This is a genomic window from Glaciecola sp. XM2 (assembly GCF_018595715.1).
In the GTDB taxonomy this organism is placed as follows: Bacteria; Pseudomonadota; Gammaproteobacteria; order Enterobacterales; family Alteromonadaceae; genus Glaciecola.
This window is the reverse complement of the sequence record NZ_JAHEOJ010000027.1, coordinates 1-13,108: the sequence shown is the minus strand read 5'-3', so window position 1 is coordinate 13,108 and position 13,108 is coordinate 1. Positions and strand designations below refer to the sequence as shown.

Below are 13,108 nucleotides of genomic sequence, written 5' to 3'. Positions count from 1 at the left end.
ATGCACGTGTAACGACATTTTTGGCTAACCAGGATGGCCTTACAACCTTACATGTTTTTGCTTAGGAGAATGGCAATGCCAACAGAAAAGACGAAATCGATTGGTCTACTTGCGTTAGCAGGACTAACGCCGTACCAAGAAAAAGCAAACGAAGAGTACATGAACGATGACCAACTGGGTCATTTCAGAAAGATTTTATTAGCGTGGCGCGATCAATTAAGAAAGGAAGTTGACCGCACCGTTCACCACATGCAAGACGAAGCTGCAAATTTCCCTGATCCGGTAGACAGAGCGGCACAAGAAGAAGAGTTCAGCCTTGAGCTTCGCACCCGTGATCGCGAGCGTAAACTCATCAAGAAAATTGAAAAAACACTCAAGCGCATTGAAGACGACGATTTTGGTTTTTGCGATTCTTGCGGCATTGAGGTTGGAATCAAACGCCTTGAAGCACGTCCTACTGCCGATTTATGCATAGACTGCAAAACCATGGCAGAGATTAAAGAAAAGCAGCTACAAGGTTAAATCCTACCTTGCGGCTTTGATGGTTTATTAGCTAGCCAGTGGTCTATACTGTAATAAGGCTAATAAACCACACACTTACAGGCTTTTTGTATATGCCTTTAACCACCTTACTGTCTCTATGACCATGCCATCTGCATACGTTGGTCGGTTTGCCCCATCGCCCTCTGGGCCGCTTCATTTTGGTTCTCTTGTTTGCGCATTAGCGAGCTATTTGCACGCCCGTCAGCACAACGGAAGGTGGCTTGTGCGTATTGAAGATATCGACACCCCTCGCGTCGACAGCAAGATGAGCCCGGTGATACTCAATTCTTTGCTTGCCCACGGCATGCAATGGGATGGGGAGGTGATATATCAAAGCGAATGTCACCAGCGGTATAATAAAAATCTAGACTACCTCGCACAGACCCAACAAATTTATGGATGCCGATGCAGTCGCCGAGAGATTAATCAGCGCGCTGCGTACTATGATAGATTGTGCAGAGACGCAAATTTAAGCTTTGATAGACACGCCTTAAGATGGAAAAACGATGCTGGCATCGATACCTTTGAAGATTTGCATATGGGGACTTGCCGTGTTGAAGAGCGCTTAGCGAAAGAAGATCCAGTTTTAAAACGCGCCGACGGCATTTTTGCATACCACCTAGCGGTCGTGAGCGACGATATTGCCCAAAACGTCACGCACATCGTGCGCGGTGCGGACTTAATCGATACAACACCGCTGCATATGAGCCTATTTAAAGCGCTAGGGGGTAACCCTCCAGCGTATTTTCATATTCCCGTTGCCTGCGATGTACCGAGCCAAAAGTTATCTAAGCAGCATCATGCCCCCGCCATTGATGATAGCAAGGCCCTGAGCAACCTTAAATCGGCGCTAGTTTTCTTTGGCGCAAGCGCGGCAGAAATTAAACATCTGCAAAGTGTTGATAGCTTGTTACAATGGGCAATAAATCATTGGCAGGTATCTAGGTTATCAACACAAACTGAGATACTTGTTGAAGCGGTCGATGGCGTTTATGCTCTCAAGCAATAAAACCATCATTGATAAATAAAGAGAATTAATACTAGATGCTACCAAGCCCCCCACCCTCACCGTTGCGCCTTGAAGCGAAGCTTATAAAACGCAATGACCACACCATGCGATTAACTGATCTGACGCCAAACACACAAAAGGTTTTGCGCACGCTCGTTGAGCATGATTATCAGGCATACGCGGTGGGTGGGTGCGTTAGAGACCGGCTGATGGGCATTACTCCAAAGGACTTTGACGTAGTTACTAACGCTACCCCTGAGCAAATTAAAGCATGCTTTCGAAATTGTAGGCTTATCGGTCGACGCTTTCGCTTAGCACACATTACTTTTGGACGAGAAATTATAGAAGTTGCCACCTTTCGAGGTCATCATGGCGAAGACAACAAAGAGTCGATGGCCAAACAATCGCAAGATGGTCAACTGATTAGAGACAACATCTTTGGCAGCATTGAAGAAGATGCCGCAAGGCGCGACTTTACCTTTAATGCCATGTACTTTGATGCTACCGACGAAAGCATTCTTGATTTTGCTGACGGGATGAAGGCTATTTCGACGCGCCAAGTTGAGATGATAGGTGATGTAGAAACACGGTTTAGAGAAGACCCAGTGCGCATGATCAGAGCCGTGCGCTTTGCCGTCAAGCTCAACATGCGCATCCCTGAAGATATGCAGACACTGATTAAAACCCATGCTCACTTGCTTGGTAACATTCCTCCAGCGCGTTTATTTGAAGAAGTAAGTAAGCTGTTACTATCGGGCAAAGGTCTTGCAACGCTTAAGCTACTGCAAGAGTTCAAGTTGTTTAAGGTTTTGTTCCCTGCTCTAGAAGGCATGTTAAACGACCCCAAAGGTAAAGAGCAGCAGTTAATTGAGTTAATGCTCAAAAACACCGATTCGCGCATCGCCCAAGAGATGCGTATCACGCCGGCGTTCTTATATGCCACCGTGTTGTGGTATCCAATGGAAGAGCGTGCTGAGCAACTGGTATTTGACACGCAAATCAGCCCACACGATGCATTTAACATCGCAAGCTCTGAAGTTATTCACCGCCAGGTACAGCGGATCATGTTGCCAAAACGCTTCAGTATTCCGGTAAGAGAGATTTGGGCGTTACAGAGTCGTTTGAGCAAACGGTTTGGCAAGCGTCCGTATCAGCTTTTGACCCATCCGAGATTTAGAGCCGCATACGACTTTTTATTACTTCGCGGCCAAGTAGAGGGCGGCGCATTACTCGAGCTTGCCGATTGGTGGACTGAGTTTCAAAAAGTCCCTCAAGATGCAAAAGCAAATATGATGCGCGAGTTAATTAAACGAGGCGGCGGCCCACGTCGTCACAAAAAGAGAAAACCCAAGCAATGATGTCTGACAACGCATTTATTGGCTTAGGCAGTAACTTAAGCACGCCCGCCGAACAGATTAAAAATGCGCTAGTAGAGCTGCATCAGCATACTCAAATATGCTTACAACGCTGCTCACATTTATACAAAAGCGCACCGATGGGACCGCAAGACCAACCAGATTATATTAATGCGGTGTGTCATATTACAACGTCATTGCAACCGCTTGAACTGCTCGATGTGTTGCAGAGCATTGAAAATAACCACGGGCGCGAACGTTTAAAAGACAAATGGGGCCCGAGAACCCTTGATCTTGATATGCTCATGTTCAATGACTTGCGCATGCGTAGCGAGCGTTTAATACTGCCACACTACGGCATGCAAGACCGAGAGTTTGTGCTAGTGCCCATGTTTGAAATTGCCCCCGACCTAATTATGCACGACGGCCAAACCCTTGCCGCGTGGATCAGTAAGTGCAGCCTTAACGGTTTACAAAGGCTGCCTGATGCCATAGATTTCGAAAGCATCGCTTCTTAAAGAGCTCAATATGAAAAAAATCACCGTTTCGACCCTATTGAAAATGAAAGCCGAGCAAGAAAAAATTGCGGCAATCACAGCTTATGATGCCAGCTTCGCGAAGCTGTTTGACGAACAAAACATCGATGTCATTTTAATCGGCGATTCGTTGGGGATGGTACTTAAGGGAGAAGAAGATACATTAGGCGTGAGCGTTGATGAGCTCGCCTACCACACAAAATCAGTTCGAAATGGCGCGCAGCGGGCGTTTGTGATTGCTGATATGCCTTTTATGTCGTATGCAAGCCCAGAGCAAAGTTATCAAAACGCGGCAACCTTGATGCGGGCCGGCGCTAGCATGGTCAAAGTAGAAGGCGGTGAGTGGTTATTAGACACAATAAGCGGCTTGGTAGAACGCTCAGTGCCTGTATGCGGGCACTTAGGACTAACCCCGCAATCGGTAAATGTGTTTGGCGGTTTTAAAGTGCAAGGGCGTGAACAGAGTCAGGCCGACGCCTTGTTAGAATCGGCAATAGCGCTTGAAAAAGCAGGAATACAGTTGCTTGTACTTGAATGCGTGCCTGCTGCACTGGCAAAACGCGTAACCCAAAGCGTAAGCATACCAGTTATTGGCATAGGCGCAGGTGTTGATACCGACGGGCAAATTCTAGTCATGCACGACATGCTTGGCATAAGTGCCAACTATATGCCTAAATTCAGTAAAGATTTTCTCGCTCAAACGGGCGACATCAGACAAGCGGTTGCCACCTACATTGAAGATGTAAAAGCGCGCAACTTCCCCACCGAAGCACACTGGTTTAATTAACATGCAAATAGTCACCGACATCACTCATTTGCGAGAAATTCGCAGAAGCTGGCAGACTGTCAAAGAAGTCATCGCATTTGTTCCCACCATGGGCAATCTGCATGAAGGGCATTTAAAGTTAGTCAAAGAGGCGAAAAAGACGTCCACCAAAGTGGTGGTTTCTATATTTGTTAATCCACTGCAATTTGGCCCAGAAGAAGATTTAGAAGCATACCCTCGAACCATACAGCGAGACACCGAAGCGCTTGAAGCACTTGGCGTAGACCTATTGTTTATGCCCAAAGCAGAAGACATCTACTCGCGCGGATTAGAGCAGCAAACCTTTGTAGAAGTACCTGGGCTATCTTACATGATATGCGGCGCCAGTCGACCCGGACATTTTCGCGGTGTGGCCACCATTGTTTGCAAACTGTTTAATATGGTTCAGCCCAACCAAGCATTTTTTGGAGAAAAAGACTTTCAACAGCTCCAAGTGATTAAAGCCATGGTCACCGATCTATCAATGAATTTGAGTATTTATGGCGTGCCGACTGAGCGTGAATCAAGCGGCTTGGCAATGAGTTCGCGCAATCATTATCTCACCGATGAGCAACGCGAAATTGCGCCATTGCTGTATGCACAAATAACCGCAATGGCCGATGCGATTAAATCTGGGCGTAGAGACTTTTCAGTATTGATATCAAACGTAAAAAGCGCCTTGAGTGAAGCGGGGTTTAAACCCGACTATATTGAAGTACGGGCGTCTGACACACTGTTACAGCCTGGTCATGAAGATAAAGATTTGGTGATTTTAGCTGCCGCGTTTTTAGGCAAAACGCGGCTCATCGATAACATTCAATTTACGCTTTAGCGTTGGCGAGTAGCTTCGCGGCATATTTTGCAAAGTAGGTGAGGATCCCGTCGGCACCGGCGCGTTTAAATGCCATTAGCGATTCTAAAATAACCGCGTCTTTTGCCAAGTATCCCTTTTCAAAAGCCGCTTGATGCATGGCATACTCACCGCTTACCTGATAGGCAAACGTAGGCACTTTCAGTTCTGATTTGCAGCGCTGAACCACATCTAAGTATGGCATACCGGGTTTTACCATGACCATGTCGGCACCTTCCTCAAGGTCCAACGATATTTCAAGTAAAGCCTCGTCTGAGTTAGCAGGATCCATCTGGTAGTTCTTTTTATCGCCACCCTTAATATTAGCTGCTGAGCCCACTGCATCTCTAAAGGGTCCATAATAATTAGACGCATATTTGGCTGAATAGGCCATTATGCAGGTGTTAATAAAGCCTTCAATTTCAAGCGCGGTGCGTATTGCCCCTATTCTGCCATCCATCATATCAGAAGGGGCAACCACATCGGCGCCCGCCTCGGCATGAGAAAGCGCTTGTTTGATTAGCACCTCGGTGGTTTCGTCATTAAGTACGTAGCCATCTTCATCGATAATCCCGTCTTGACCGTGCACCGTGAATGGGTCGAGGGCGACGTCGGTGATCACCAATATGCGGTCTCCAAACTCTGCTTTTAAGGCCCTACAGGCTCGCTGCGCCAATCCATCTGGGTTATACGCTTCGCTAGCATCAAGGCTTTTGTGCGCTTGTGGCGTAACTGGGAAAATAGCAAAACTGCTCACCCCTAACGCGACACATTCTGCTACTTCATTTAGCAGCAAGTCTATGCTCAAACGCTCAATACCAGGCATAGAATCAATCTTTTCACGCTGCTCAGCGCCCTCAAGCACAAACATTGGAAAAATAAGATCGTTTACACTGAGGCTATTTTCACTAACTAAGCTGCGCAAAGCAGCGGTGCGACGCAGGCGTCGTGGACGAGAATGCGGAAACATGTATACCCTTGATTAACCAAATAACGAATGGGAAGAGTCTATCATTATATTATTTTACGATCATGGTTTAGCGCGAGCATTATAGCCAAATTCAGACCCTTACATGATGGTCAGTAAATAAAAACTGCTCTACAGATGCCACAAAAGCCGTTAACATAATTAACACAAATATAATAAGACGATGGATATACCATGAAATACCTTTCACGTTCCGCGCTGTCTATTTTGCTTCTCACATTCAGCTTATTTGTTTTTGCACAAGAAGATAGCGGCGATAAATCAGGAGACGATAAAGACAAAGGCCCTAAAATCTATACTGATGTTATTACCGACGAAGCCATCTCCGATGAAGGCTTGTTTACGGTTCATAAAGTCAAAGACAAATACTATTTTGAAATCCCAGTTGAATTGCTTGACCAAGAGATTTTAGTCGTCAGCCGTATATCTGGTCATGTAAAAGGGCTTAATTTTGGTGGCGCAGGCATGAAGTCTCGCCCGCAGCAGGTTATTCGCTGGCAGCAATTGGACGACAAACTGCTGCTTCGCTCTGTTAGTTATAACAGCGTTGCTAATGATGAAGATCCTATTTATCAGTCGGTCAAAAATAATAATTTCGAACCGGTTATCATGACCTTTGATATCGAAGTCAAAAACGAAGATGAAACAAGCGTGGTGATTGAAGTTAACCCATTGTTCTCCACCGATGTAGAAATGATTGGTGCATTAAGAGCAGACGATCGCAAAGAGTTTGGCGTAAAAGGGCTTGATACGTCGCGCAGCTTTATTTCATCGATAAAAAGCTTTCCAGAAAATACAGAAGTCAGACACGTACTTACCTACACCGGCAGCAGCGAACTACCTAGCAATCAATTAACCGGTACGCTGTCTATTGAGATGAATCAGTCGTTCATCAAACTGCCTGACGACCCAATGCAGCCGCGCGTTTACGATGCGCGTGTTGGGTATTTTTCTATTGAGCAGTTCAACTACAGCTTAAATGCACAAAAAGCCAAGGAACAACGCTTTATTACGCGTTGGAGACTTGAACCGTCGGATATGGAAGCGTGGAAACGCGGTGAACTCGTTGAGCCTGTTAAGCAAATCGTCTATTACGTTGACCCGGCCACACCACAAGAGTGGAAGCCTTATATCATGCAAGGCGTAAACGATTGGCAAGTGGCCTTTGAAAAGGCCGGTTTTAAAAATGCCATTATTGCTAAAGAGCCACCCACGGCCGAAGAAGACCCTGACTGGTCACCTGAAGATGTACGTTATAGCGTAATCCGCTACATCAGCACCGACATACAAAATGCCCAAGGCCCGCACGTGCATGACCCTCGCACCGGCGAGATTTTAGAAAGTGATATCTTGTGGTATCACAACGTAATGAATTTATTGCGCAACTGGTACTTAATTCAAACCGCTGCTGCCAACCCAGAGGCACGAGCAGTGCAATTTGACACCGAAGTGATGGGTGAACTCATTCGCTTTGTATCTGCACATGAAGTTGGTCACACCCTTGGGCTACCGCACAATATGGGTTCAAGCGTCGGTTACACCATTGAGCAATTGCGCACGCCTGGTTTTGTGCAAGAAATGGGTGTTGCACCTTCGATAATGGACTACGCACGCTTTAACTACGTTGCCCAACCGGAAGATGAAGGCGTAGGCTTTTTACCTAAAATTGGACCTTACGATACTTGGTCAATTATGTATGGTTACCGCCCTATTCCAGAGGCATCAAGCGCCGAAGAAGAACGTTTAGTCTTGAACAGTTGGGTAAAAGAGCGCGCGGGTAATCCACACTTTCGCTATGGCCAGCAGCGCAGAAGTGGCCCAGATCCAACGTCACAAACCGAAGACATTGGTGATGATGTGATAGAAGCCAGTAGTCTAGGTTTAGCTAATTTGAAACGCATTTTACCTGAACTACCAACATGGTCTGCTCAAGAAGCAATTGGTTATGACGATTTAGAAGAGCTTTACGGACAAGTGCTTGGGCAGTTCAATCGCTATACTGGCCATGTTGCATCTTATGTAGGCGGCATTTATGAGTATCGTAAAACCTCAGATGAAGACGGTGCGGTATTTACCCACGTTGAAAAAGAAAAACAGGCCGCCTCGGTCAAATGGGTAAATGACAACGTTTTTGCAACGCCTTATTGGTTGATGAACGACGAAATATTACAACGCATTGAGTCAAACAACGTGGTTGAGCGCATCAATGCCTTTCAAGTACGCTCGCTAAATCGATTGATGGAAACGCCGCGTATTAAGCGCTTGATAGAAACTGAAGCCCTTAATGATGATAGCTACACTGCCCGTGCACTCTTTTCAGATACGAGCAAAGGTATATTTGCAGAATTTCATACACGTGTGAAATCTGACATCGTGAGACGTAATTTGCAGCGTACCTACATCAACACATTAGCAGCAACGATGAACACCGAAGATGAAGAAGTGCTAGCAACCGAAGTGCCTGCGTTAAGCCGTTTTGAGCTAAACTCGCTTAAAGAGGAGCTACTTTCAGCGCTGAAATCTCGCAGAAAGATGGACGGTACATTGATCATTCATTACGAAGATCTTGTTGCGCGCATTAATGACGCGATGGAAAACAAGTAGGTAATAAAGAGAGAGAAAGGGCAATGATTTAGTAGCGTCAACCGCTTGTTTTTGAACTTTCGCAACCACACCAGAGCAATGCTCTAAACAAAAAGCCAAGCACTGAAGTGCTTGGCTTTTAACGTATTACAAAGCGGGTTATTTAGTAAATATAACGCGCTTGCACATACCAAGTGCCGCCGTTGAAACCAAATGGGCTCGCTTCAGAATACAATTGACCTGAGCTACCAGCGCTTGGGTTTTCTTCAGGATAGGCATCAAACAAGTTGTCGACGCCTACGGTGAGTTCTAGGTTATCGGAGTATTGATAAGCGACTTGCGCATCAATCAAAACTTCTGCGCCAATACCCGGCACGCCGTTACCTGTGTCATCCCAACCGCCATAGTAGTTAGCACGTACAAGTGTTCTAAATTTGCCTTCGGTATGACTCCAAGAAATGTTTGCGCGAGTATTCGGCAACAAGTCTTCAATTGCGTTTACACGGCCATCACTGATTGGGTTAACCGTGCCTACATCATCCACCTCTGTTTTGTTGTAGTTGGCTGCAACAGTAAGACGCGATTCACCGCTCAAGAAATCAAAGGTATAGTTACCCACGATATCAATACCAGTTGTGGTGGTGTCGAAGCTGTTAGAGAAGAACCTGAACTGTGACAAATCATCTAATCCAATAAAGTCTTGACGATCAATAACACCGCTTGCATCTAAAGCTGTTAGGGCTTGAGAAACACTAGTGAAGTTTGAACCTACACCGCCTGTAAAGTTAAGCGCATCCAAGAAATCTACATTAGCACCCAGAGCAACACGGTCGGTCAACTCGATGTTGTAGTAATCGACTGTCCATGTTGAATCGGCAATTTCAAACCCAATACCAAACGAGAAGTTTACCGCTTCTTCAGGACCTAACTGAGGACGACCATTTCCAGCACTTTCTACAAAGTCTGCCGCTAATTGGCCAGCCACTGATGAAAGTGGCAAGGTTCCTTGGTCAATCAACACACCATTTACGTTTTGTGTTGTTACGTTAGTGATGTTTGCTTGGCCGGCAGTTGGCGCATGGAATCCAGTAGAGTACGCAGCACGTAAGCGAACGGTGTCAGAAAGGTGATAAATACCGGCTAATTTAAAGTCGGTTGTGTTACCAAATTCACTGAAGTCTTCTGCCCTAACCGCTGCCTGAACAGTTAACTGCTCAGTAATGTCAGCCTCAAAGTCAACATAAAATGCAGTACTGTCTTGAGACGCTGTGGTAGTTTCAGGGAAGCCACCAAAACCGTTTGAACTAGACGCAAAACCTTGGCTTGCTAGCGGACCTAATGCAAAAGATGCCGCATCACCTGCAAACAAATCAAACTCCTCTTCTCTGTATTCAGCACCAAACGCAATGTTTAGGTCAGAATATAGGCCAACATCCATGGTGTATACAAAGTTAAGGTTAAACAACGTTTCGGTTTGTTCTTGCCCGCCTGGTACAAAGTTACGAGGTGTATCAGGACCGAGCGATGCGTTGATAGTATTGTTGATGAAGAAATCGGTTCTGTTTGAGCCGCGTTGTGCACTCAAATCATATGTTAAGCCATTACCCACTGCCAATTCACCACGAATACCTACCGTAAGGGCCATATCTTCGTTGGTACCGCCAAAACGAGGCACAAAACCGGCTGGAATGGTTTCTAAGAACGAGAAACAGTTATCGTCAGCTGCCACTTGGCCAAATAAGGTTTGGTCAGGGTTAACACCGCCTTGCCCGCCCAATGGAATACCGTCGATACATGAACCGCCTACACCTAGCCCATCTAAATCACCCACTAAGACCGATGGCACACCGTTTGGATCTGACAAACCTGTTGCAGGATCGACCAACGGACCACGGTAAACACCGCCGCGCTGACCTGATGGGCCGCCCACTACGTTACGGTAGAAAAAGCCACCGGTAACCATGCGCTCACCATAGTTACCAAAAAGGTAAATTTGGTCGGTGTCAGTTATATCGTACTCAGAGTTTATGAAAAGCTTAATATCATCTTCTACATCAGGTTGCCCCCAGTATTGAGGCACTTCGCTGGTGTAAGTGTTTATAGCTTGGAAGTCGGCCACTGGTGTGTAGCCATTTGCAATTTGAAAGGCTACGTCGTCACGAACAACAGAACGAATGGTGCCATCTACTTCTCTGATTTCACCGGTAACGTTAACAAAACCAGCATCCCCTAGCGCAAAGCCCGCATTGGCTGAAACAATAAAGTTATCGCCATCACCTTCATAGGTTGAACCGTATCTTGCGTTAACTTCAAAGCCTTCCGAGCTGTCTCTTAGAATAAAGTTAAGTACACCGGCTATTGCGTCAGAACCATATTGTGAAGAGGCACCGTCTCTTAACACTTCTACTCTTTTAAGCGCCATTGAAGGAATAGCTGAAATATCTACACCCTGAGCACCATCAGAGATACCACCGCCAAGGAAAGAAATAATTGACCCACGGTGACGGCGCTTACCGTTTACCAATACCAATACATTGTCTGGTGAGAGACCACGTAAGTTAGCAGGGCGCACTATTGTGGCTGCATCACTGATTGGCTGGGTGTTGATATCAAATGAAGGTACGGCTGTGCGCAGCATATCTTGAACATCTGATGAAGAATTCTGACGGAACTCTTCACCACTGATAACATCTACAGGAACAGGTGAATCGGCTGCAGAACGATTGGTCATCCTCGTACCGGTAACGATAATCTGCTCGGTGGCTTCATCTTCTTCTTGAGCAGAAGTATGAAAAGGAAGCGACGTTGCTAATGGTATAGCGCACGCTAAAACAATAGCATTTTTCTTAAAGCTCTTATGTTTGTAAGACTTATGTTTCATGATTTTCCCTATGATTTAGATTAATTGGTGTCGATGACACCCAAACTCGTCTACTTGCTTTTGTTTTTATAAGAGAGCGTGAACGTTGAATGTTTTGCAAAAATACATACTTTTCAAAACCTTCACAGACAACTTACACTAGGAGCAATCAACGTACCATCATTTATTTAGGTTTGCGCCCGAAACACAAGCTTCTTCTAACCTCAGTCAAACGCTATAAAAAGCCCAATAATTACATATACTTATAAGAAATCAATAAGTTAAAGCGACCGCTAGACCACGCCTGTGGTCTAGTTCATCTGATAAATAAAAAGGCGACATATTGTTATTGTGTGATTTGTGGCGCTAAAATGGTGCAAAGGAAATCATTTTGAGCACTAAGTTTGTGCATAATATTTAAAAAAAGAGAGCTGGGTGCACCCATTCTCATTCTGAAGTATTTTGATGGCACGCTAGCCAACGATATTGGCTATTCGCTCAAATGGACTAACAACGGCATTGCCCCCTCTTTGTAATATATGCGTGTAAATTTGGGTGGTTCGAAGATCGGTATGGCCTAACTGTTCTTGGACGGTGCGAATGTCTGCGCCATTTTGCAATAAATGAGTGGCAAAGGAATGCCTGAGAGTATGCGGTGTGACTTGCTTTTCAAGCCCGGCTTTTTGCGCCGCCTTTTTCACTGCTTTTTGCAATGTTCGTTGATCGATATGGTGGCGGCGAATGCTATTGTCTTCTGGATCTTTTGATAGTTTTGCCGAGGGAAATAAGTAATGCCAGCTAAGATCATATGCGGCATTTGGGAACTTATCTCTTTGCCTGTGCGGCATATACACCCCTGCATAGTTTGGGTTGCTTGAGTCGATAGATAGATAAGATTTTACGGTATTTATTTGCGTAAGGAGTTCGGGAATTAATTGCTGAGAGAGCGTCACAATGCGATGCTTGCCCCCTTTGCCATTCCAAACCTTAACGGCTTTATAGTCAAAATCGATGTCTTGCACGCGCAAGCGTAAACATTCCATTAACCGCAACCCACTGCCATATAAAAGCGCAATGGGTAATTTAGTTTCGGGTGACGTGTTGTTGAAAAACTGAGTAACTTCCGATTGCGTTAGCACCACTGGCAGTTTTGGGCGGTGACGGCTGCGTACAAACCCAAGCTCAACACTTAGCGGCTGATGTAAAACATGTTTATACAAAAACACCAATGCGTTTAGAGCAAGTGCTTGTGTGCTGGCAGACACATCTTTGATATGTACCAAATGACTCAAAAATGCCTCCACCTCAGCATCATGCAAGGTTTTAGGATGTTTGTATTGATGAAAACGAATAAATGCCTTTATAAACTTTAGATAGATGTCAATTGTGCGCTTAGCATAACGCTTGCGATACATTAACTCCGATATCTCTGCCAAAAACACAGACGACATAATCACTCCATTGATTAAAAAACTTATCCCATACGCCTAACAGCATGTTTGCGAAAAACTCCGCATTTCCCTCCCCGCAAAAAGGCGGCATGACAAAAATGCTTGTGCTTTGGGGCCTACACAAATAT

The 13,108-nt window shown here is 45.4% G+C and carries 10 protein-coding genes; 7 read left to right on the top strand and 3 right to left on the bottom strand.

The genetic code is table 11. From position 1 onward, the window contains the following. Nucleotides 1-75: 75 nt before the first annotated feature. The 6 genes from dksA to panC all read left to right on the top strand — a co-directional run bounded on the left by dksA (nucleotide 76) and on the right by panC (nucleotide 5,080). Nucleotides 76-522: an RNA polymerase-binding protein DksA gene (gene dksA / locus KJ365_RS14855; RefSeq protein ID WP_214452467.1), complete on the top strand. Its 447-nt coding sequence runs from the start codon at nucleotides 76-78 to the stop codon at nucleotides 520-522. Nucleotides 523-640: 118 nt separating this feature from the next. Continuing rightward, on the top strand, nucleotides 641-1,552 hold the full coding sequence (gene gluQRS / locus KJ365_RS14850) for a tRNA glutamyl-Q(34) synthetase GluQRS (protein WP_214452466.1): 912 nt from the start codon (nucleotides 641-643) through the stop codon (nucleotides 1,550-1,552). An 83-nt stretch (nucleotides 1,553-1,635) separates the two neighbouring features. Further along, entirely contained in the window at nucleotides 1,636-2,910 is a 1,275-nt protein-coding gene (pcnB, locus tag KJ365_RS14845) for a polynucleotide adenylyltransferase PcnB (protein WP_502793497.1), read from the top strand. Then, nucleotides 2,907-3,425, top strand: a complete 519-nt coding sequence (folK, locus tag KJ365_RS14840) for a 2-amino-4-hydroxy-6-hydroxymethyldihydropteridine diphosphokinase (protein ID WP_214452464.1) — start codon at nucleotides 2,907-2,909, stop codon at nucleotides 3,423-3,425. The genes pcnB and folK overlap by 4 nt, the downstream gene beginning before the upstream one ends. A 10-nt stretch (nucleotides 3,426-3,435) precedes the next feature. Continuing rightward, a complete protein-coding gene (gene panB / locus KJ365_RS14835; protein WP_214452463.1) occupies nucleotides 3,436-4,230 on the top strand; it encodes a 3-methyl-2-oxobutanoate hydroxymethyltransferase in 795 nt (264 codons plus the stop codon). Nucleotide 4,231: 1 nt separating this feature from the next. Then, on the top strand, nucleotides 4,232-5,080 hold the full coding sequence (gene panC / locus KJ365_RS14830; RefSeq protein ID WP_214452462.1) for a pantoate--beta-alanine ligase: 849 nt from the start codon (nucleotides 4,232-4,234) through the stop codon (nucleotides 5,078-5,080). On the opposite strand, the gene hemB is transcribed toward panC, so the two are convergent. Continuing rightward, a complete protein-coding gene (gene hemB / locus KJ365_RS14825) occupies nucleotides 5,070-6,068 on the bottom strand; it encodes a porphobilinogen synthase (RefSeq protein ID WP_214452461.1) in 999 nt (332 codons plus the stop codon). The two genes, panC and hemB, sit on opposite strands and share 11 nt — an antisense overlap. Before the next feature lie 192 nt (nucleotides 6,069-6,260). Here hemB and KJ365_RS14820 point away from each other — a divergent pair, with 192 nt between their 5' ends. Then, entirely contained in the window at nucleotides 6,261-8,690 is a 2,430-nt protein-coding gene (locus tag KJ365_RS14820; protein ID WP_214452460.1) for a zinc-dependent metalloprotease, read from the top strand. A 142-nt stretch (nucleotides 8,691-8,832) separates the two neighbouring features. Here the strand turns inward: KJ365_RS14820 and KJ365_RS14815 are convergent, their stop codons facing one another. Then, on the bottom strand, nucleotides 8,833-11,550 hold the full coding sequence (locus KJ365_RS14815; RefSeq protein WP_214452459.1) for a TonB-dependent receptor plug domain-containing protein: 2,718 nt from the start codon (nucleotides 11,548-11,550) through the stop codon (nucleotides 8,833-8,835). Nucleotides 11,551-12,002: 452 nt separating this feature from the next. Continuing rightward, on the bottom strand, nucleotides 12,003-12,980 hold the full coding sequence (locus KJ365_RS14810; RefSeq protein WP_214452458.1) for an integron integrase: 978 nt from the start codon (nucleotides 12,978-12,980) through the stop codon (nucleotides 12,003-12,005). Nucleotides 12,981-13,108 lie beyond the last annotated feature (128 nt).